This is a genomic window from Actinomadura chibensis NBRC 106107, from assembly GCF_001552135.1.
Lineage (GTDB): Bacteria > Actinomycetota > Actinomycetes > Streptosporangiales > Streptosporangiaceae > Spirillospora > Spirillospora chibensis.
This window is the reverse complement of the sequence record NZ_BCQP01000047.1, coordinates 49,756-70,775: the sequence shown is the minus strand read 5'-3', so window position 1 is coordinate 70,775 and position 21,020 is coordinate 49,756. Positions and strand designations below refer to the sequence as shown.

Below are 21,020 nucleotides of genomic sequence, written 5' to 3'. Positions count from 1 at the left end.
GCGAAAACGGCATTTGGGAGGTCAACGCGCTGTCCGACCCTGGTCATGTGAGCGCCGCCTCCTCTCCCCCCAGGTAGGCGCGGGCGACCTCGGGCCTCGCCAGCACCTGCGCGGGCTCGCCCGCGGCGATCACCGCGCCGAAGTCGAGGACGACGATCCGCGCGCAGGCGCGCCGGACCATGTCCAGGTCGTGCTCGATCAGCAGCACCGACGCGCCGTAGCGGGCCGGGACCTCGACGAGCCGGTCGGCGAGCGCGAGCGACTCGGCGTGCGCGAGCCCGGCGGCGGGCTCGTCCAGGATGATCAGTTTCGGCCTGGCGAGGATCGCGGCGGCGACCTCCAGCAGCCGGCGGCTGCCGACGTCCAGGTCGGCGACGTGGGCGTCGCCGGGCGGGCAGCCGAGGAACCCGCGGATCTCCTCCAGCTCGTCGCGGGTGACGAGGCGGTGCGCGGCGAACCGCAGGTAGGCGTCGACGGCGAGGCCGGTCGGGACGCGGTCCTGCTGGAACGTGCGGCGCAGCCCGGCCCCGGCGCGGCGGTGCACGGGCAGCCCGTCGAGGCGGCGGCCGTCCAGGGTGACCGAGCCCACCGCGGACGGCAGGAACCCCGACAGCGCGTCGATCAGCGTCGACTTGCCCGCGCCGTTCGGCCCGATGAGGCCCATGACGGTGCCCTCCGGGACGACGAGGTCCACGCCCTGCAGCGCGGTGACCTGCCCGTACCGGACGCCCACGCCCTTGGCCTCCAGCAGCGGCTTCGCGCCGAGCGGCGGCCTGCCGCCGCCGGCCGGTTCGCGGGGCGGCGGGACCGCGGCGGGCCGCCGCGCCCGCAGCCGCTTCGCGAACCCGTCGCTGATGCTCGTGCCCTGCGACAGCGCCTGCACGGCGCCGACCCCGAACAGCACGTTCGCCCAGTCCTGGGAGATCCCGGCGCGCCGGAAGAACTCCGGGACGAACATGATCAGGAAGCCGCCGAACAGCGCGCCGAACACGTACTCGCTGCCCGCCATCACGGCGACGACGAAGAGGGCGAGGGAGCCGATCGTCCCGAAGTTCTGCGCGGTGATCATGCCGACCTGGCCGGCGAGCAGCCCGCCCGCGAGCCCGGCCGCGAACGCGCTGAGCGCGAACGCCGACAGCTTGGCGCCGGCGACGCTCGTCCCGGCGGCGGCGGTGGCGCGCTCGGAGAACCGGACGGCCCGCCACGACGCGCCCATCCGGGTCCGCCCGGCCCACTCGACGGCGAGCGACAGGACGACGAACAGCAGTCCCGCGTAGACGAAGTACTGGCGGTCGGTGGCGATGAACTCCGGCCGCATCACCTGCTGGTAGCTGTCGACGCCGGGGAAGTTGATCGCGGACACGACGACGTCGGCGGCGGCGGCGAAGCCGAGCGTGACGACGGCGAGGTGCACGCCGCGCAGCCGCAGCGCCGGGAGCCCGATGAGGACGCCGAAGGGCATCGCGACGATGCCGCCGACGACCGTCCACAGGATGAGGGTGCCGGGGGCCGACCAGACGTTGAGCTGGGCCACCGTCCACGCGCCGACGGCGGCGAACGAGAGCTGGCACAGCGAGTTCATCCCGGCGCGGCCGACGATGCCGAGGCCGAGCAGCGCGACCGCCGACACGAGCGCCGACGTCGCGAGGAACAGCCAGTACTGCGGGACGGCGACCGCCGCGACCACGACGACGAGGAGCGCCGCCAGCGGCTGCCGGAACATCGCCGTCCGTTTCACCAGGTTGGGATCAACGCGCGGCATCCCACACCTCCCGCCGCTGGGACCAGATGAGGATGGCGAGGATCGCCAGGAAGGGCACCGTGTCGCGGTACTGCTGCAACTCGCTGACGTGGGCGAGCGCGCCTTGGAGCGCGCCAAGCCCGAGCCCGCCCGCCACCGTCCTGCCGAGGCTGCGGAACCCCCCGACGAGCGCCGCGGCGCCGGCCGGGATGATCATCAGCGACAGCGACGTCTGGTCGCTGGTCTGCTGCGGCGCGACGACGAGCAGGACGGCGGCGGCGAGCAGCCCGGTCGCCGCCCACATCCCGACGCCGAGCCAGCGGGACGGGATGGCGTGCAGCTCGGCCGTCGTCGGACGCTCGGACAGGGCGCGGAGCCGCAGGCCGAGGACCGTCTTGTCGAGGAACAGCCAGGCGCCCGCCGCGACCGCGATCGAGCCGACCGTGCACACGGCCGCGGCCTGCGTGATCGTGATGCCGTTGACGGTGAACAGCGACCCGCCGAACTTGCCGGGGATCCGCCGCGGGTCGGTGCCGTAGGCCAGGTAGGACACGGCGAGCAGGGACACGAGGAACGCGATCGAGATCGCGGACCGCTGGTCCGCGCCCGCCTCGCCGAACCAGCGTCCCATCACCCAGCCGAGCGCGGCGGCGACGACGGTGGCGACGACCAGCCCGGCGAGCGCGGCGAGCCCGTACGGCCAGCCGTGGTCGACGGTGAGCGCCATCGTGTACACGCCGATCACGCCGATCGCCACCTGCGCGAAGTTGACGACCCTGACCAGGCGGAACATCAGCGTGAGGCACAGGCCGAGGGCGGCGTACGCACCGCCCCCGGCCAGGCCCGCTATCGCACCCTCAAGCATTGGGAAGCTTGATCCAATCCGGGGTCAGCACGGTCCAGCCGCCCTTGCCGTCCGGCTTCACGAACTTCGCCGAGGTGTTGGGCGCGTGCGCGTCGCCGGGCCCGAACGCGAACGGCGTGCCGGTCATGTTCGAGGGCAGCGGCTTCAGGTCCTTCATCGCCTTGGTGACGGACTCGCGGGTGATGTCGCCCTTGATGCCGCGCAGCACCTCGACGAGGTGGGTGGCGGCCAGGTAGCCGCCCTGCGCGAACGAGGTGAGCGGCACCTTGTGGCTGGTCATGATGGTCCGCCAGTCCTGGTTGACCGTCGAGTTCGCCTCGGTGTACGGCTCGAACTCCGAGAGCGCCACGACGTCCTTGCCCGCCGGGCCCAGCGCCTTCGCGATCTCCACGGTGTAGGCGGGCGCCAGGAACAGCCACTTGATGCCCTTGACCTTCTGCGCCTGCGCCGCCTTCACCCAGCCCACCAGCATGGGTTCGGTGCCGTTGAACAGGACCGCCTGGCAGCCCGCGTCCCGCGCCCGCAGGATGTAGGGCGTGTAGTCGGTGGTGTTCGCCGACAGGCTCAGGTCGGTGATCAGCGGCTTCTTACCGGTGATCTTGGTCCAGCGGTCGACGCCCTCCTTGTAGGCGTTCGCCGTGCCGCCGATGATGACGAAGAACGAGCAGATCTTGTTCAGCTTCAGCGTCTCGGACGCGTAGTACAGCGAGACCGTCGAGCCGAAGTACGGCCCGGTGTTGACCGCCGAGATGTTCGGCGAGCTGAAGCAGCCCGGGTCGATCCCGATCCCGCGCACGTCGGTGATCTTGTTCTGCGCGTACAGCGGGCCGTTGACCTGGCAGTCCACCAGGCTGGCGCCGCCGGCGAGGGCGACGGCCTTCTTGTTCTGGATGACGTCGCGGGCGGCCAGCGCGGCGCTCGCCGGGTCGCCCTTGTCGTCGGCCGCGGTGTAGGCGATCTTCCGTCCGTTGATGCCGCCCTTGGCGTTCACGTCGTCGAAGACGGCGCGGGCCGCCTGCGACGCCTCGGGGAACGTGACCGGACCGCTGAGGGTCGACACGGACCCGATGTTGATCGGCCCGTCGCCGGAGCCGGAGTCGCCGCAGGCCGCCATCGGGGCGACCAGCGCGGCGGCCAGCAGAATCTTTGCGATGCGCATCTCACATGCCTTCGGTGCTGTGGACGACGCGGCCGTCGAAGACCGTCATCGCCACGGGGACGTCCGGGAGGTCGTGCGGGTCGAGGCCGGTCAGGCGGCCGTCGAGAACGGTGACGTCCGCCGCCTTGCCTGGTTCGAGGGAGCCCTTCCAATCCTCGGCGAAGTCCTGCCACGCGGCGTTCGCCGTGTAGGCGCGGACGGCGTCCGGGAGGCCGACGCGCTCCTCCGGGCCGAACGTCCGGCCGCTCGCCTTGGATTCACGCAGCAGCATCGCCGTGATGCCCTGCCGCCAGTTCGGGTAGGTGACGGGGGCGTCGGAGCTCGCCGTGACGGGGATGCCCGCCTCGATCGCCGAGCGCACGGGATACTGGTAGGCGGCCCGTTCGGGGCCGAGCATCTCCTCCAGCATGTCGACGATCGTCCATTTGATCGCCGGGTTCATGTTCGCGCCGAACCGGTGCTCGGCGAGCTTCCGGAGGCTCTGCGCCCCCGGGAGGTCCGCGTGGATCACGTAGTGCCGCGGGTCGTCGCGGGGGTGCTCGACCTGCGCGGCCTCCAGCGCGTCGACGACGGCGTCGAGCGCCCGGTCGCCGGTGACGTGGATGCCGAGCTGGTGGCCCGCGACGTGGGCGAGCCTGACCATCTCGTTGAGCTCGCGGGCGCGCAGCGCGTCGGCCGCGCCGTGCACGCAGAGGCAGCCGAACCCGCCGCCCTCGTACTCGTCGTGCATCCAGGCCGTCTTGTTGGGCGGGGTGCCGTCCGCGAAGATCTTCACGCCGAGGACGCGGAGCAGCCGCGGGTCGACGTCCGCCGGGATCCGCGCGGAGGCGAGCCCGGCGGCGATCTCGGCGGCGGAGCCGCCCATCCCGGTGAGCAGCAGCAGGACGCTGACCCGCGCGCCGAGGTCGCCGGCGCGGGCGAGGTCGGCGTAGACGTCCAGGGTGAGCTGGTCGGCGGCGCCCGCGAACAGGCTCTTGCCGCCGGGCCCGAGGCCCGGCTCGGTGAAGCTCGTGATGCCCTCGCGCTGGAGGACGGCGACCGCCTCCCGGATGGCCTGCTCGATCTCCGCGCGGGTGTAGGCGGGCAGCTTCCCCTGGACGAGCTCCTGGGCGCGCTCGGCGAGCAGCCCGGTCGGGTTGCCCGCGCCGTCGGCGTGGACGACCCCGCCCTCCGGCGCCACCGTGTCGCGGTCGACCCCGACCAGTTCGAGGGCGCGGGAGTTGGCCCAGGTCAGGTGGCCGGTGAAGTCCTGGAGGTAGACGGGGTGGGCGGGGGCGACCGCGTCCAGGTCGGCGCGGTCGGGCATCCGGTCGGCGTCCTTGCACTCGGCGAGGTAGCCGGGGTCCCAGCCGTACCCGCGGATCCACTCGCCCTCCGGGGTGCGGGACGCGGCCTCCTTCACCGCCGCCTGGATGTCGGCGATCGACCGGACGGTGGGGAACCCGACGTCCAGCGCCAGCGGCGGGCGGGCCACCCCGAAGGCGCAGCCGTGCAGGTGCGAGTCGTTGATGCCGGGGAGCGCCGTGCGGCCGCGCAGGTCGACCACCTCCGTGCGCGGGCCGGCCAGCGCGCGGATCTCGGCCGTGTCGCCGACCGCGATGACCGTCCCGCCGGTGATCGCCAGCGCCTGCGCCGCGGAGAACTCCGCGTCGACGGTCAGGACCTCGCCGTTCAGCAGCACCAGGTCCGGGTTTGCGTCCATCCTCCGCCCCTCCTTTGGGCCCAAACGTATTTGCGAACGTACGGGCCCGAAAGACGGAGGGTCAATAACGGGGGCATAACGGAGTGACGCCCTTCACAGACTCCCGGGCATGATGAAACCACCGACCCTCCCCGAGGGTCGGTGGAATCGGGATCTTGGCAGGTCAGTCCGTGAAGGCGGCGTCCAGGACGGCGAGTCCGTCGGCGAGGAGATCATCGGAGATCACGAGCGGCGGGAGGAAGCGCAGCACGTTCCCGTAGGTGCCCGCCGTCAGCACCAGCAGGCCCCGCTCGTGGCACCGCCGGGCGACCCGCGCGGTCAGTTCCGGGTCCGGGTCCTTCGTGCCGGGCCTGACGAGTTCGACGGCGAGCATCGCGCCGCGGCCGCGGACGTCCCCGATCGCCGGTACCCGCTCGGCCAGCGCGTGCAGCCGGGGCAGCATGGTCTCCCCGATCCGGCGGGCGCGCTCGGTCAGCTTGCCGTCCTCGATCTCCTCCAGCACGGCGAGCGCCGCCTCGCAGGCGAGGGGGTTCCCGCCGTAGGTGCCGCCGAGCCCGCCGACGTGGACCTTGTCCATGATGTCGGCGCGGCCGGTGACGCCCGCGAGCGGCAGCCCGCCCGCGATGCCCTTCGCCGTCGCGACGATGTCCGGGACGATCCCCTCGTGCTCGCAGGCGAACATGTCGCCGGTGCGCGCGAAGCCGGTCTGGACCTCGTCCGCGACGAACAGGATCCCGTTCGCGCGGCAGAACTCGGCGAGCGCGGGCAGGAACCCGGGCGCGGGGACGATGAACCCGCCCTCGCCCTGGATCGGCTCGATCACCACGGCCGCCACGTTCGACGCGCCGATCCGCTTCTCGATCTGGTCGACGGCCTGCGCCGCCGCCTCCGGGCCGCAGTTCTCCGGGCCGGTCGGCCAGCGGAACGGGTAGGCGAGCGGCGCCCGGTACACCTCCGGCGCGTACGGCCCGAACCCCTGCTTGTACGGCATGTTCTTCGAGGTCAGCGTCATCGTCAGCAGCGTCCGGCCGTGGTAGCCGTGGTCGAAGACGACGACCGCGTCCCGGCCGGTCGCGTACCGGGCGATCTTGACGGCGTTCTCCACCGCCTCCGCGCCGCTGTTCACCAGGAACGAGCGCTTCTCGTGGTCGCCGGGCGTGATCCGGTTGAGGTTCTCGCAGACCGCGACATACGACTCGTACGGCGCGACCATGAAGCAGGTGTGGGTGAAGCGGTCGGCCTGCGCCTTCACCCGCGCGGCGACGCGCGGGTTCGCGTTGCCGACGCTCGTCACCGCGATGCCGGAGCCGAAGTCGATCAGCGAGTTGCCGTCCGCGTCGACGACGACGCCGCCGTCGGCGTCCGTCACGTACACCGGCAGGACGCTGCCGACGCCCGGCGGCACGGCGGCGGTGCGGCGCTCCTGCAGCTCCCGGGAGCGCGGCCCGGGGATCTCGGTCACGAGGCGGCGTTCCTGCGGCAGCCGCGCGCCGCTTGCGGGCAGGGCGGGATCCTGGCTGGTCATGGCCCGAACATAGGCCGGGCGCCGCCTACGATGAACAGTACGGGACGGCGAATTCCGTCCCTCCGGATGGACACTTTGCACAGGGATTGCGATGCCGCCCACTCTGGCCACCGTCGCCGCGCTCCCCCAGCTCGGCCTGCGCTCGCGCACCGGCCCGCTCCCGGAGACGCCGGTCGTCTGGGTCGCGGTCAGCGAGCTGGAGGACCCGACGCCCTTCCTGGAGGGCGGCGAGCTCGTCCTCACCACCGGCATGCGGCTGACCCCGGCGAACGCCGCCGCGTACGTGTCGCGCCTGGTCGGACGGGGCGTCGCCGGGCTCGGCTTCGCGGTCGGCGTCATCCACGACACCGTCCCGGCGGAGCTGCTCGCGGCGGCGCGGGAGCAGGGGCTCGTCCTGCTGGAGGTGCCCCGGCCCACCCCGTTCATCGCGATCGGCAAGGCCGTCTCGCGGATGCTCGCCGCCGAGTGGTACGAGGACGTCACCCGCGCGTTCCAGGCGCAGCGGGAGCTGACCCGCGCCGCCCTCACCGGGCCCGGCGCGCTCGTCGCCCGGCTCGCCCGGCTGCTCGGCGGGTGGGCGCTGCTGCTCGACCCGGCGGGGGACGTCCGGCACGCCGAGCCCGCCGCCGCCCGCGACCGCGCCGCCGCGATCGCGCCCGAGCTGCCCCGGCTGCGCCGCCGGACGGCGGACGGCGGGACGGCCGCGAGCCTGGCCCTCGCCGTCCCCGACGACCACGTCGTCGTGCAGCGGATCGGGCTCGGCGGGCGGCCGCGCGGGTTCCTCGCCGTCGGGACGGGCGCGCCGCTCCCGCACGCCGCGCACACCATCGTCGGCGCGGCCGTCGCGCTGCTGACGCTGCAGTCCGAGACCCCGCGCACCGGCCGCGACCTGCGGGCCTCGGTCGCGGCGCTGCTGCTCGGCCGGCCCGGCGACGGCCCCGAGGTGCCGCGCGGACCGGTCCGCGTGCTGGCCTGCGCGGGCGGGCCCGCCGTGCCGGACGCGCTGGAGTCCGACCCCGCCGGGGCCCGCTGCCTGGTGCTGCCGCTCGGCGGGCACGCCGCGGTGATCGTCCCGGACGGGCTGCTCGGCGCGGTCGAGCCGCTGCTCGCGGGCACCGGCCCGGTCGGCGTCAGCGACCCGGCCGCGGACGATCTTCCGGCGGCGCTGCGGCAGGCGGAGGAGGCGCTCGCCGCCGCCGTCCGGGCGCGGCGGGACGTCCTGCGCTACGCCGACCTCCCCGGCCAGGGCGTCCTGCGGCTGCTGGAGCCCGGCCCGGCGAACGCCTTCGCCGCCGCGCTCCTCGCACCGCTGCGCGCGGAGGGCCTGGTCGGGACCGTCCAGGCGTACGTCGCGGCGAACGGGCAGGGCGAGGCGGCGGCGCGGGCGCTCGGCGTCCACCGGCACACGCTCCGCTCCCGGATGCGCCGGGCGGCCGAGGTGCTCGGCCGCGACCCGGACGATCCGGCCGTCCGCGCCGAACTGTGGATCGCGCTCGCCATCTCGTCCAGCGGCGCCGGGCCGATTGGACATCGTGGCGACTCGCCTCCCGGCTCGCCGGAGATAGCGTGAACGTATGAACGTGACTCCATTCTGGCTGGCCGGCCGGCCCGAGACCGGTGCCGGCGAGCTCACCGTTACGCACCCCTACGACGGCCGCGTGGTCGGGACGGCGGCCGTCCCGACGCCGGAGCAGGTGGAGGAGGCCGTCGCCGCCGCCGACGCGCTCCGGGCGCGGGCCGCCGCGCTGCCGCTGCACGTCCGGGCCGAGGCGCTCGCGCACGTGTCCGCGCGGCTCGCCGAGCGGTCCGAGGAGGTCGCCCGGCTGATCACCGGCGAGAACGGCAAGCCGCTGCTCTGGGCGCGCGGCGAGGTGACCCGCGCGATCTCCACGTTCCGGTTCGCCGCCGAGGAGGCCCGCCGGTTCAGCGCCACCACCCAGCGGCTCGACACCGACCCCGCCGCCGAGGGCCGGATCGCCTACATCACCCGCGTGCCGCGCGGCCCGGTGCTCGGCATCTCGCCGTTCAACTTCCCGCTGAACCTCGCCGCCCACAAGATCGCTCCGGCGATCGCGGCGGGCACCCCGATCGTGCTGAAGCCCGCCCCCGCGACGCCGCTGTCGGCGCTGCTGCTCGGCGAGCTGCTCGCCGAGACCGACCTGCCCGCCGGGATGTTCTCGATCCTGCCGGTGCCGAACGACCGGGCGTCCGCGCTGGTGGACGACCCGCGCCTGCCGATCGTCTCGTTCACCGGCTCGGTGCCGGTCGGCTGGGCGATCAACGACCGCGCGCCGCGCAAGCACGTCACCCTCGAACTCGGCGGGAACGGCGCGGCCGTCGTCCTGCCGGACGCCGACCTCGACTGGGCCGCCAAGCGCATCGGGCTGTTCTCCAACTACCAGGCGGGGCAGAGCTGCATCGCCGTCCAGCGCGTCTACGTCGACCGCTCGGTGTACGAGGAGTTCGTGCCGAAGCTCGTCGAGACGGTCGCCGGGCTCGTCACCGGCGACCCGTGGGACGACAAGACCCAGGTCGGCCCGCTCGTCAGCCAGGAGGCGGCCGAGCGCGTCGAGTCCTGGGTGGACGAGGCCGTCGCCGCGGGCGCGAAGGTCCTCACCGGCGGCACCCGCGAGGGCGCGGCCTACGCGCCGACCGTCCTCGCGAACGTCCCCGACGACGCCAAGGTCTCCCGCGAGGAGGTCTTCGGCCCGGTCATGCTCGTCCAGCCGGTGGACGGCGTCGACGAGGCGTTCGCCCTCGTCAACGACTCCAAGTTCGGGCTCCAGGCGGGCGTGTTCACCCGCAACCTCGACATCGCGTTCCGCGCGCACCGCGAGCTGGACGTCGGCGGCGTGGTGATCGGGGACGTCCCGTCCTACCGCGCCGACCAGATGCCGTACGGCGGCGTCAAGGACTCGGGCGTCGGACGCGAGGGACTGCGGTCGGCGATGGCCGACTACACCGAGGAGAAGGTCATGATCCTCACGGGGCTGCCGCTCTAGCCGCGCCCGTCCCGTTTCCGGGGCCCCGCGTACAGACCGGTGCGCAGGGCCCCGGCCGCCTCGGACAGCGCCTCCCGGAAGCGTCCGCCGAGCGACCACGTGTTGACGAAGCCGTGGAAGAGGTCCTCCTGCCGCCGCAGGGCGACCGGCGCCCCGGCCTCCTCCAGCCGCTTCGCGAACGCCTCGCCCTCGTCCCGCAGCGGGTCGAACCCCGCCGTGACCAGGTACGTCGCCGGGAATCCGCTCAGGTCTTCGGCCAGCAGCGGGGACGCCTTGGGCTCGGCGCGGCGGCCGACGTCCGGGCAGTAGTGGTCGCTGAACCAGACCATGTCGGCGTCGGTCAGGTGGAAGCCGTCGCCGAACACCTCCCGCGACCTGCGCCGCACCGTCATGTCGGTCGCCGGGTAGAGCAGCAGCGCGAAGTCGGGACGGCGCCCGGCGAGCACCCCGACCACGGCGGCGAGGTTGCCGCCCGCGCTGTCGCCGCCGACCGCGATCGCGTCGGGGTCGGCGCCGAGCGCCCCGGCGTTCGCCGCCGCGTAGGCGTAGGCGGCGAGCGCGTCGTCGGCCGCCGCCGGGTAGCGGTGCTCGGGCGCGAGCCGGTAGTCCACCGACAGGACGCGCACCTCCGCGTGCACCGCCAGGTACCGGCACACCGTGTCGTGCGTGTCGAGGTCGCCGATCACCCATCCGCCGCCGTGGTAGAAGACGAGCAGCGGGGACCCGTCCGGCAGCCCGCGCGGCGTGTAGAGCCGCGCCGGGACGCCGCCCGCGTCCACCTCCTTCGTCCCGACGGGCCGCGCCGGGACGCGCCTCAGATAGAGCTGGCTCCGCGCGAGGCCGCGCCGCGCCTCCGCCACCGTGGGCGAGCTCAGGTTGGAGCCGTCCAGGCTGACCAGCCGCAGGAGGAACTGGGCGTCCAGCGAGAGCTCCTGGCCGTCCAGCCGGACGGGCGCCCCGGCGATCAGCCGCCGGACCGGCCCGGGCAGCCCGAACACCGCCCGCAGGAACGCGCTCACCGCCGGAGGCGGAACCCTCTCCGCGACCCGCGCGAGCCCGCTCACCGCACCACCGCCACCCGCCATGACGTCCACCCTCCAGCCTCAGGCCGACGCCAACCCTACTCCCCAGTAGCCCAGCGGCCGACGCCGCCCCGTGCGGCTAGGCGAGGGCGACGGTCACGGGCATCTCCTTGATGCCGTTGACGAAGTTGGAGCGGACGCGGCGGGGCTCGCCCGCCAGGCGGATGTCCGCCAGGCGCGGCAGGAGTTCCTCGAACATGATGCGCATCTCCAGGCGCGCCAGGGCGGCGCCCAGGCAGTAGTGCGGGCCGCCCTTTCCGAAGGCGATGTGGTCGTTCGGGCTGCGGGTGACGTCGAAGCGGTCCGGGTCGGCGAAGACGTTCTCGTCGCGGTTGCCGGACGCGAACCACAGCACGACCTTGTCGCCCTCCCGGATCCGCGCGCCGCCCATCACCGTGTCGCGGGTCGCGGTGCGGCGGAAGTGGTAGACGGGCGACGCCCAGCGCAGGAACTCCTCAACCGCGCCCGGCATCAGGCCGGGGTCGTCGCGCAGGCGCTCCGCCTGGTCCGGGTGGTCGATCAGCGCGCGCATGGCGTGCGTGATGGCGTGCCGGGTCGTCTCGTTCCCGGCGACGACGAGCAGCAGGAAGTAGTTGTCGAAGTCGCGCTCGGAGAGGGGCACGCCGTCCGCCGGGGGCTGGTTGACGAGGCGGCTGATCAGGTCGGTGCCGGCCCCGCCGCGGCGGCGGGCGGCGAGCTCGCGCCCGTACTCGAAGACCTCCAGCGAGGCGGGGCTGCGGAACGGGAGGTCGCGGTACAGCTCGCTCTCCGCGCTGTGCAGCAGGACGTCCGCGTAGTCGGGGTCGGTGTTGGCGATGATCCGGTTGCCCCAGTCGATGAGCTTGCGGGTGTCGCCGTCGGGGACGTCCAGCATCCGGGCCAGCACGTTGATCGGGAAGTCGGCGGCGATCTCGGCGACGAAGTCGAACGCGTCCGCGGTCAGCGCGGCGTCGAGGGTGCGGGCGGTGAGGCCGCGCAGGAACGTCGCGTACCCGGCGACGGCGCGGGGCGTGAACTCGCGGGACAGCAGGCGGCGCAGCGCCAGGTGGCGCGGGCCGTCCATCTCCAGCATGGAGCGGCGGATCTCGGCCTGGCGCTCGTCCACCTCCTCCAGGTTCACGAACCGCTCGGAGGTGAACGTGGCGGCGTCGCGGTCGGCGGCGACGATGTCGGCGTGCCGGGTCAGGGACCAGAAGCCGCGCCCGTCCGGCTCGGGGTTCCAGTGGACGGGCGCGGCGCGGCGCAGTTCCGCGAACATCCGCCAGGGCGTCTCGCCGTCCATGAAGTTGTCCAGGTCGGCGAGGTCCACGGCCAGGGTCTCGTGCGGCAACCGGGCCCCCTCAGAGGTGGTAGGCGTACTCGGTGAACTCCCAGTCGGTGACGTGCCGGCGGAAGCGCGCGACCTCGTCCCGCTTGTAGGCCAGGAAGGCGGTGACGAACTGCTCGCCGAGCACGTCGGCGAGGGCCTCGTCGGCGGCGAGGGCGTCCAGCGCGGTCGGCAGGTCGCCGGGCAGGACGGGCGCCTTCGCGGCGTCGTAGCCGTAGCCCTCCAGCGGCGGCGGCGGGACGGCCTTGTCGCGGATGCCCAGGTAGACGGCGGCGATCAGGCCCGCGATGCCGAGGTAGGGGTTGGCGGAGGCGTCCCCGAGCCGGACCTCCATCCGGGACGCCTCGCCCCGCTCCGGCGGGATCCGGACCATGGCGCTGCGGTTGTCGAGCCCCCAGTCGGTCAGCCACGGGGCGAGGCTGTCGGGCCCGAACCGCTTGTAGGAGTTGATCGTCGGGTTGAGCAGCGCGGCGAGCGCGGGCGCGTGCTCCAGCACTCCCGCGATCGCGTGGTGCGCGGTGTCGGACAGCCCGTCAGCGTGAGAACCGGCGAAGACGCTGCGGCCGTCGGCGTCCAGGCAGGACAGGTGGACGTGGAACCCGGACCCGTCCTGGTCGTTGAACGGCTTGGCCATGAAGGTCGCGAGCCGTCCCTCCGACCGGGCGATCTCCTGGACGCCCGCCTTGAACCGGAACGCGCGGTCGGCGGCGTCGAGCGCGCCGGAGTGGTGCAGGTTGATCTCGAACTGCCCGCCGCCGAACTCGTGGTTGCCCATCGTCACGCCGAGGCCGAGGTCGCGCAGGTGGCGGAGGACGCGGAGCAGGTGGCCGTCCGGGTCGCCCTTGCGCCCGGCGGTGTAGACGTTGCCGGTCGCGTCCCCGTACCGGCGCCACCCGGTCGGCGAGGACGGGTCCGGGTCGCACACGTAGTACTCCAGCTCGGGCCCGGCGACGGCGTCCAGCCCCAATTCGCCGAGCCGCGCGACGGCCCGCCGCAGCACCTCGCGGGGCGCCTCGGGGCAGGGGTCGTCGCCGTCCGGCTCGAACGCGTCGCCGACGCAGGACGCGACGCCGTCCTCCCACGGGATCGGGGCGATGGTGGACAGGTCGGGCCGGACGCGGATGTCCGGGAGCCCGGCGTCCAGCCCGCCGGGGACGTCGACGGTCTCGCCGCCGGGCGTCGTGTGGTAGACCGCGCGGCAGAACGACAGCCCGTGCTCCATGGCCGCGGGCAGCCGCTCGACGAGCACGTCCCGGGCGCGCTCGACGCCGATCAGATCGGCGTAGGACACCCGGACCACGTCGATCCCGTCGGCGGCCAGCCGTTTCACCACGTCCTCGACCGGTCGGCTCACGCACACTCCCTCAGGTCATTTGGGCTCAAACCATATGGCGGCCGGGAGACTCCTGACAAGACTCCTGCCCCGAATGCGCCGACCACCAGCGCCGGAGTGGCGGATCCCGGCGGAACCAACTACCGTACGGGCCCAAACGACTTTGTTTCCGGGAGGACGTGGTGGCGACCGTGCGAGGCTTCCTGCACCCGAGGACGGCGACGGGCCGCTCGTCCCTCATCCCGAGCCCGCCGTGGCACTACTCGGGCGACCTGCTCACCGTCGAGTACCGCACGGACCCGGCCCGCGTCGCCGAACTGCTGCCCGCCCCGCTGTCCCCGGCCGACGAGGACCCGGGCGCGGTCGCGATCATCTGGGCGGACTGGCAGTCGTGCTCGGCGTCCGGCGAGGAACTCCTCGACCCGGTCCGCGCGCAGTACAAGGAGTGCTTCGTCGTCGTCCGCTGCTCCTTCGAGGGGCGGACCTACTCCCGCTGCGTCTACATCTGGGTCGACAAGGACTTCGCCATCGCGCGCGGCCTGCACCAGGGCTATCCGAAGAAGCTCGGCTCGATCCACCAGACCCGCCCGCACCCGTACGGGCAGGGCGCGCCCCGCCTCGCCGAGGGCGGCCGGTTCGGCGCCACCCTGGCCGCCGCCGACCGCCGCCTCGCCGAGGCCGTGGTGACGCTGCGCGGGCCGTCCGAGACGAACGGCTTCGTCAACGGCCACCCGATGGCCCACCACCGGTACCTGCCGTCCATCGAGCCGGGCCAGCCCGCCGCCCTGGACGAGCTGATCGAGTCGGGCGCGGCGAGCTTCGAGGCGGGCCCGGCCTGGACGGGCGACGCCGAGCTGACCCTCTACGACTCCCCCACCGAGGAGCTGTCCCTCCTCACCGTGGAGGAGCCCATCGCCGCGTACTACCGCCAGGTCGGCGTGGTCTGGGACGGCGGCCGCCGCCTGGCCTGAGCGCGGCGCCGCCGGTAGTAGGCGACCGTGACGGCGGCGAGCAGCGGCCCCCACGCCACCAGCGGCACGTACGCGACGACGCCGAGGACGCCCTTCCAGTCCTGGAAGCCGATGGGGAAGTCGTCCCGCTGCGGGTCCCCTTGGATGGTCTCGTGGAGGACGAGGCTGGTCACGACGGTCCACGTCCACATCACGGTCAGGATCGCCGCCCCCACGGCCGCCGGGACCACCGCCGCCGCCGTGGGGACGCGGCGTCCGCGCAGCCCCGGGATCCACCGGGGGAACACCTCGCCCCAGCCCGCGACCATCCCGATCCCCAGGAAGGCGAACGCCTCCGACACGATCGACAGCAGCACCACGTACAGCTCCAGGGGCAGCCACACCGGAAGGTCGCCGCGCATGTCCTCGGACCCGAACCCGGCGCGGTCGATGATCGGCAGGTGGAGGGTGAACGCGGCGATCCGCCACAGCCCCGACGGCAGGACCGTGAACGGGATCGCCAGCGCCGCGATCCGGGCCCACCGGGGAACGCCCGGGACGGTTTCGTGCGCGGCTCCCCAGGCCGCGCGCAACCGTGCGGGCGATGCGGTCACGAGGGTCATCGATGCCCCTTCCGGCGACGTTTCGTGGACGTCCCCAGTCCACCGCCGCGCCCCCGGGGAGCTGATCACCCGTCAGCGCGAGCCCGCTCCCCCGGACGGGTGAGATCTCGCCCCGTCCAACACCGCGACGCCGGGCCCGTCGAGCCGCGCCAGCGCGGCGCCGTCCCGCCCGGTGAGCAGCAGGAGCAGCGCGGCGATGGGACCGGCGACCTCGGGCCCGTCGCCCGCCGTCCAGTCGACGTCGGTGGCGGCCAGCCGCACCCCGCGCAGCCGCCGCCGAGCGTGGAAGGGGAACCCGATCCGCCAGGCGATCTCCGCCGAACCGCGGGCCGCCTCCAGCGGCATGGCCCGGTCGAGCCCGAGCGGGACGGCGATGTCCTGCCCGTGGACGAGGATGTCGAGCATCGCGTAGCCGAGCTTCTGCCCCGGCGCGAGGTGCCGGGACCCGGACGCCTCCCGCAGCTCCGCCGTCAACTGCTCAGGGGACCGGCGGGCGGCCTCCCGCCGGGCGGTGCGGTCGACCATCCGGTTGAAGCCGCCCCCGGCCCTGACCGTCTCGACCAGCACCCACCCGAGCCGGGCGCGCGGCCCGATCCCCAGGTGGGCGGCCACCTCGCGGACCCGCCACCCCGCGCACAGCGACGGCCGCTCCCACTGCTCGTCCGTGAGCCCGGCGAGCAGCTCGGCCACTCCCGTCCGCTCGGCGTCGATGACCCGCCACATCGCCGCAGCATCCACGCGCGCCCGCCTTGGTACGATCGACTTTTAGTCAGCCTCTCTGTCTAAATTAATTCGAACCTCTGACCAATGTCAAGGAGTCGCATGGCGGCCGAACCGAACATCGGCGTCCTGCTGTTCATCGCCTACCGGTCCTTGGAGAACCACGTCTTCGCGGAGCTGGCGGCGGCGGGCCACGACGACATCACGCAAGCGCAGGCCAAGCTCCTCCAGCGGGTGGACGAGGACGGTTCCCGGCTCAGCGACCTGGCCGAGTCAGCCCAGGTGACCAAGCAGACGGCCGGATACCTGGTAGACCAGTTGGAGAAGGCCGGATACGTGGAGCGGACGATCGACCCGGCCGACGCCCGCGCCCGCCTCGTCCGCCTCACCGCCCAGGCCCGCGCCCTCCGCCCCGTGGGCGACGCCGCGGTAGCCGAGGTAGAAGCCCGCTGGACGGCCCACCTGGGCAAACGCCGCATGGACCAACTCCACGACATCCTCACCCGCCTCCGCGAGATCACCGACCCCTACCTGGACCGCTGACACGACCGGCCAGGTCCAGCGTCGTAGATCACTAGGCGGCCTGCAGTTGGGGCGGCGGTCGCCCGACACCGACTTCCGCTCTACTACCCGGCGGCGGAAGGACGCGGTACCGGTAGAGCCCGTCCTCGGTTCGCACGACGCGGATCTGTTCGGCGTTCGTGTGCTTGAAACGGTTGTGCCATCCGCAGCAGAGGGCGAGCCGGTCGATGTCAGTGGGGCCGTTGCCGAGTGCCCACCCGTCCACGTGATCGACTTCGCACAGCGTCCCCGGCACCTCGCACCCTTGGACGGCGCACGTCGCGTAGAGCGTTTCGAGCACCTGGCGCTGCCCGGCGGAGGCGAACCGGACGGCACGCCCCAGGTAAAGGGGATGGTTCCCGCGCCCGAGCAGCAGAGGCGACACCCCTGCACTAAGCGCGATGCGACGTGCATGCTCGGCGGGAATGGGCGTACCGTCCGCCAGCCGGGCCGGAGCGGCACCACCGGTCAGGGTGTCGAGATCGCAGACGACGGTGACCTTGGTGGCCTTGTGCCCACCCGCCAGAACGGACGTCAGGGCGGCGGCCGTCCGCTCGGACAGGTCGCGGTGGTCGTCGGGCCCGGCCGGTTTGGCGAGGGGGCCGAGCGTCCCGTCCAGGACGGCCGCGTCCTCGGCGTTCAGCCAGCCCCTGATGTAGCGGCCGCCGTCCAATGACCGGGTGGAGTCGATCCAGGACCGCTCATATCCACGCCGACTGTCACCATCGGGCGGCTCGGTCCCGTCGCGTTCGGCGATCACGTCCCGGATCCGGCGGCCGAACGAGGCGACCTTCCCGGCCGAGAACTCCTGATCGACCATCCCCAACAGGATCTCTTCAGCGGCCCGGCAGTCGTCATCGTCAAGCCGAGCGACCGCCCCCGCAATGGTGGCGGCATACCCGAACGAAAGCTCCCCGGCGGCCCACCGCCCAGCCATCTCACCAACCCGCTCGAACTGCCGGGCCAGCGAAAGCCGCTCCTTGGCACGCGCGTCCCGCATGCCCAGACGATTACGCAGCCACGCCTGAGTGGACGGAAAACCCCACCGCCGGACCTCCTGCGCCCGATCAACAACGGCCACAAAACCGGCAATGGCGACCTCATGCATATCATTCGCACGGGCCAGGGTCTCCGTGAGCTCCAGACACGCAGAAGCCGACTCAGGAGCTGAACGCCGGGCGAGCTCAGCCGCGATCGCCGAGGCGGCCTCCACCAACTCCATGGCAGAGGCCCCGCCCAGTTCGATCACGACACTTTCCATACCTCAATTATAGAAGCTCCGCCCAACGCCAGCACCACGAAAAAAGCTGCAATAGTGTCACCCACAAGAAAGCCGAGCCACCACAGAAAATTCCCGAACGGATTTTCAACCCTCTTGGCTGGTGGTGGGGGCGGCGCGTCGGGCAGGGGCAGGCGGAGCCTGCCCGACGAAAGCTGCACCAGGGGCCGCAGAGGCTCCAAAGTCAAGGGTGGCCGAAGGCCATCGCGAAGCGACGCCGAAGGCGCCCTTGACTTTGGAGGGGCGGCCCCGTACGCAGCGCCGCCCCCACCCCGTCTGAAGAACTAGAACACAGAAAAACCGAAAAACAAAAAGCCGAAAAACAAATAACCGAGAAAACCTAGAAAGGCTTACGCGCCACCAAAGCATATCCGGCGACTTCTTCAGGCTCTCCCCATGGCGTGTGCTCGGGACGCCACCGAGACATGGAGACCAGCCCCGGCTCCAGCACGTCGAGCCCTTCCACAAGCGACTCGATCTCGTCCCGCCCTCGCGGCACCATCGGGTTCGCGGACTTCTGGTTCCACTCGGCCTGCGCCTCCTCCTGAGCGGTCTCCCCCGCGTCGAAGTCCAGCGTGGCATGCGTCATGACCAGATAACTGCCCGGCGGAACCGCGTCCATCAGCCGACGCAGAATGAGCTGGGCCTCCCGGTCCTCGTGCACGAAATGCATGATCCCCAGCAGCATGATCCCGACCGGCCGAGAGAAGTCCAGAGTATCGGCGGCCCGCTCCAAGATCCCGCCCGGATCGCGAAGGTCGGCCTGGATATAGTCGCACTCGCCCTCGGCACTACTGCTCAGCAGCGCCCGAGCATGCGTGAGAACCAGCGGATCGTTGTCCACATAAACGATCCGCGACTCCGGAGCGACCCGCTGCGCCACCTCGTGCGTGTTGTCCATGGTAGGCAGCCCGGTACCGATATCCAGGAACTGGCGGATCCCGCCTTCCCCGGCGAGATGCCTCACCGCCCGCCCGAGGAAGGCGCGATCGGCGAGCGCGATATCCACGATCTGCGGGAACATGGCCTGAAACTGCTCGGCCGCCCGCCGATCGACATCATAATTCTCCTTGCCGCCTAACAGAAAGTTCCACACCCTCGCCGAATGCGGAACGGACGTGTCGATACGAGGCGCCTCCGCCACCGCCACCACCTCCAGGAGTGATCAACTAGCAGAACAACCTAGCGATCAACACCCCGGATCACGCCATCCACTGCCGATCTGACCGCAGGTGGACGATCAAGCAACTAGCAATTAAACGGCGACCCCAGGACCAGCGACGTCCTCGGCAGGAGGGCCGCCACCACCCCAAAGAAGGCAACCTCGCGACCTCGCGGACGCCGGTCCAACACCCCCCGGCCGCCCGACGAAGCGGACACACCCGCCCCGATCACCACACACACCCCCGGCGCACACACACGGCCCCCCGGCCGATTTTCCGCGCCACAGGGATCGTACGGAGCCAAACGAGGCGCGGTAAGGGGTAGATTCACATTCTGTCCAAAGAGAGGACGCACGTGACCGGGCACCACACACTGCAAGAGACCGAGCAGGCCATCCAGCGGCGCCTCGGCGACGTCCCGCTGCGGCACGACGCGATGATGGCGGTCTCCAACATCTACCGCGCCGCCGCCGCCATCCGCCAGCACTTCGAGAGTTCGGTCCTGCGCGGCGCCGACCTGACCTGGACGGCGTTCGTCGTCCTCTGGGTCGTCTGGATCTGGGACGAGATGGAGACGCGCCACGTCGCCGAGGAGGCGGGCATCTCCAAGGGCACGCTCACCGGCGTCGTGAAGACGCTGGAGGGCCGCGGCCTGATCGAGCGCGGCTCGCACGCAACCGACGGACGGCTCGTCCTGCTGCGCCTGACCTCGAAGGGCCAGGAGCTGATGCGCGGCCTGTTCCCGGCGTTCAACGCCGAGGAGGCGTTCGTCGTGGAACGTTTGAGCGCCGACGACAACAAGGACCTCGCCGAGACGCTCCGCTCCGTCATCGAGCACCTGGAGGACGAGGGCGAGCAGCGCCGGGCGGCCCTCCGCGAGCAGTCCCCGCCCCCACCCCGCCGCTCAGGCCGCCGCTCCCGCACCTGACCTAGGCCACCCCGGGCTACCACCCGGACCACACCCGGACCACACCTGGGCTCCCAGACCACCCCGGCTCCGACACCCCTGCCCACCCCTTGCCCCGGTATCGTTTGGGCCCATACGATACCGGGATGACGCCACGTTTCGTGCTCGTGCTCAGCGAGAACTGGACCCTGACCACCGGCCGCGACCTGCCCGTCCTCGTCCGCTGGGCGCGGGAGGCGGAGGACGCGGGCTTCGACGCCGTCATGGTCAGCGAGCACATCGTCCTAGGCCCGGACGCGGGCGCGAAGGGCGTGATGGGCAACCCCCGCGACTACGCCTACCCGGGCAACCAGGACCCGTTCACCCCGTGGCCGGGCTCGCTGATGCTGCTCGGCGCGATCGCGTCCGCCACCACCCGGATCAGGCTCGCCGCGGCGGCCGTCCTCGCCCCCCTCCGCCACCCGCTGGCGCTGGCCCGCGACATCGGCACGCTCGACCTCCTGTCGGAGGGCCGCCTCGTCGTCCAGCCGACCGTGAGCTGGAGCCGGGACGAGTACGCCGCGATGGGCGTCCCGTTCGAGAAGCGGGGTGCGATCCTGGACGAGCAACTGGAGATCTGGGACCTGCTCTGGCGCGGCTCCCCGGTCTCCTACTCCGGGACCCACTTCTCCTTCGAGGACGTCTACTTCGAGCCTCGCGCGTACCGTCCGGACGGGCCGCGCATGTGGTTCGGCGGGCAGCACCTCCACGACCGCCTGCTGGACCGCCTCGTGAAGTACGGGCACGGCTTCCACCCGCTGGGCCGCCCGACGCCGGACGAGGTGGCCCGCCTGAAGACCGCGATGTCCGCCGCCGGCCGCGACGCCGCCGACCTGGAGATGATCGGGGGCTGCCGCCCGGTGTTCCCCGACGACGACTCCGTGTCCCCGCTCGAACCCGCGCTGGAGAGCATCCCAGCGCAGGTCGAGCAGGGGTTCACGACGTTCTGCATCAAGCCGTCCCAGTTCACCGACGACCCGGACGCGGTGGGCGCGTTCTGCCGCGAGGTGGTGACCCGCGCGGCGGCCCTGACCTCCTAGGA

General features: G+C 72.5%; 18 protein-coding genes. 6 read left to right on the top strand and 12 right to left on the bottom strand.

Annotated features, from left to right (window positions below; all coding sequences use genetic code 11):
• Nucleotides 1–43: 43 nt before the first annotated feature.
• From ACH01S_RS26705 to gabT, 5 genes are all read right to left on the bottom strand, one after another.
• Nucleotides 44–1,762, bottom strand: a complete 1,719-nt coding sequence (locus tag ACH01S_RS26705) for a branched-chain amino acid ABC transporter ATP-binding protein/permease (protein WP_067897179.1) — start codon at nucleotides 1,760–1,762, stop codon at nucleotides 44–46.
• The gene (locus tag ACH01S_RS26700; RefSeq protein WP_067897176.1) at nucleotides 1,749–2,606 is read right to left on the bottom strand and encodes a branched-chain amino acid ABC transporter permease; all 858 of its coding nucleotides are present in this window, start codon (nucleotides 2,604–2,606) and stop codon (nucleotides 1,749–1,751) included. The genes ACH01S_RS26705 and ACH01S_RS26700 overlap by 14 nt, the downstream gene beginning before the upstream one ends.
• A complete protein-coding gene (locus ACH01S_RS26695) occupies nucleotides 2,599–3,765 on the bottom strand; it encodes an ABC transporter substrate-binding protein (RefSeq protein WP_067897172.1) in 1,167 nt (388 codons plus the stop codon). The genes ACH01S_RS26700 and ACH01S_RS26695 overlap by 8 nt, the downstream gene beginning before the upstream one ends.
• A 1-nt stretch (nucleotide 3,766) precedes the next feature.
• Nucleotides 3,767–5,467 carry an amidohydrolase gene (locus ACH01S_RS26690; protein ID WP_067897169.1) on the bottom strand — a complete coding sequence of 567 codons (1,701 nt, stop codon included), beginning with the start codon at nucleotides 5,465–5,467 and terminating at the stop codon, nucleotides 3,767–3,769.
• 163 nt (nucleotides 5,468–5,630) lie between these two features.
• A complete protein-coding gene (gene gabT / locus ACH01S_RS26685; RefSeq protein ID WP_067897166.1) occupies nucleotides 5,631–6,992 on the bottom strand; it encodes a 4-aminobutyrate--2-oxoglutarate transaminase in 1,362 nt (453 codons plus the stop codon).
• A 91-nt stretch (nucleotides 6,993–7,083) separates the two neighbouring features.
• Between gabT and ACH01S_RS26680 the strand changes: the two genes are divergently transcribed.
• Together ACH01S_RS26680 and ACH01S_RS26675 are read left to right on the top strand one after the other, a co-directional pair.
• Complete coding sequence (locus ACH01S_RS26680) at nucleotides 7,084–8,562, top strand: PucR family transcriptional regulator (protein WP_067897163.1); 1,479 nt, start codon at nucleotides 7,084–7,086, stop codon at nucleotides 8,560–8,562.
• Between the two features lie 4 nt (nucleotides 8,563–8,566).
• Nucleotides 8,567–9,994, top strand: coding sequence for an aldehyde dehydrogenase family protein (locus tag ACH01S_RS26675; RefSeq protein ID WP_067897161.1), 1,428 nt, complete (start codon nucleotides 8,567–8,569; stop codon nucleotides 9,992–9,994).
• Here ACH01S_RS26675 and ACH01S_RS26670 read toward each other — a convergent pair.
• From ACH01S_RS26670 to ACH01S_RS26660, 3 genes are all read right to left on the bottom strand, one after another.
• Complete coding sequence (locus ACH01S_RS26670) at nucleotides 9,991–11,079, bottom strand: alpha/beta hydrolase (protein ID WP_067897159.1); 1,089 nt, start codon at nucleotides 11,077–11,079, stop codon at nucleotides 9,991–9,993. The two genes, ACH01S_RS26675 and ACH01S_RS26670, sit on opposite strands and share 4 nt — an antisense overlap.
• A gap of 76 nt (nucleotides 11,080–11,155) precedes the next feature.
• On the bottom strand, nucleotides 11,156–12,406 hold the full coding sequence (locus tag ACH01S_RS26665; protein ID WP_067897156.1) for a cytochrome P450: 1,251 nt from the start codon (nucleotides 12,404–12,406) through the stop codon (nucleotides 11,156–11,158).
• Nucleotides 12,407–12,416: 10 nt separating this feature from the next.
• Nucleotides 12,417–13,757 carry a glutamine synthetase family protein gene (locus tag ACH01S_RS26660; RefSeq protein WP_218010406.1) on the bottom strand — a complete coding sequence of 447 codons (1,341 nt, stop codon included), beginning with the start codon at nucleotides 13,755–13,757 and terminating at the stop codon, nucleotides 12,417–12,419.
• 161 nt (nucleotides 13,758–13,918) lie between these two features.
• Between ACH01S_RS26660 and ACH01S_RS26655 the strand changes: the two genes are divergently transcribed.
• Nucleotides 13,919–14,707 carry an acetoacetate decarboxylase family protein gene (locus ACH01S_RS26655; protein WP_067897150.1) on the top strand — a complete coding sequence of 263 codons (789 nt, stop codon included), beginning with the start codon at nucleotides 13,919–13,921 and terminating at the stop codon, nucleotides 14,705–14,707.
• Here the strand turns inward: ACH01S_RS26655 and ACH01S_RS26650 are convergent.
• A complete protein-coding gene (locus tag ACH01S_RS26650) occupies nucleotides 14,659–15,309 on the bottom strand; it encodes a hypothetical protein (RefSeq protein ID WP_067897146.1) in 651 nt (216 codons plus the stop codon). The genes ACH01S_RS26655 and ACH01S_RS26650 overlap by 49 nt on opposite strands.
• 72 nt (nucleotides 15,310–15,381) lie before the next feature.
• Nucleotides 15,382–16,047, bottom strand: coding sequence for a maleylpyruvate isomerase family mycothiol-dependent enzyme (locus tag ACH01S_RS26645; protein WP_067897136.1), 666 nt, complete (start codon nucleotides 16,045–16,047; stop codon nucleotides 15,382–15,384).
• A gap of 84 nt (nucleotides 16,048–16,131) precedes the next feature.
• On the opposite strand from ACH01S_RS26645, the gene ACH01S_RS26640 reads away from it, so the two are divergent.
• Nucleotides 16,132–16,572, top strand: coding sequence for a MarR family winged helix-turn-helix transcriptional regulator (locus ACH01S_RS26640; RefSeq protein ID WP_067897134.1), 441 nt, complete (start codon nucleotides 16,132–16,134; stop codon nucleotides 16,570–16,572).
• A 31-nt stretch (nucleotides 16,573–16,603) separates the two neighbouring features.
• Here ACH01S_RS26640 and ACH01S_RS26635 read toward each other — a convergent pair whose 3' ends face one another.
• Both ACH01S_RS26635 and ACH01S_RS26630 read right to left on the bottom strand, forming a co-directional pair.
• A complete protein-coding gene (locus ACH01S_RS26635) occupies nucleotides 16,604–17,851 on the bottom strand; it encodes an HNH endonuclease signature motif containing protein (protein WP_067897133.1) in 1,248 nt (415 codons plus the stop codon).
• A gap of 358 nt (nucleotides 17,852–18,209) precedes the next feature.
• Nucleotides 18,210–19,013, bottom strand: coding sequence for an SAM-dependent methyltransferase (locus tag ACH01S_RS26630; protein WP_246237186.1), 804 nt, complete (start codon nucleotides 19,011–19,013; stop codon nucleotides 18,210–18,212).
• 374 nt (nucleotides 19,014–19,387) lie between these two features.
• Here ACH01S_RS26630 and ACH01S_RS26625 point away from each other — a divergent pair, with 374 nt between their 5' ends.
• Nucleotides 19,388–19,960: a MarR family winged helix-turn-helix transcriptional regulator gene (locus tag ACH01S_RS26625; protein ID WP_067897129.1), complete on the top strand. Its 573-nt coding sequence runs from the start codon at nucleotides 19,388–19,390 to the stop codon at nucleotides 19,958–19,960.
• Nucleotides 19,961–20,085: 125 nt separating this feature from the next.
• On the top strand, nucleotides 20,086–21,018 hold the full coding sequence (locus ACH01S_RS26620; RefSeq protein WP_067897127.1) for a TIGR03619 family F420-dependent LLM class oxidoreductase: 933 nt from the start codon (nucleotides 20,086–20,088) through the stop codon (nucleotides 21,016–21,018).
• The last annotated feature ends 2 nt before the right edge of the window (nucleotides 21,019–21,020 follow it).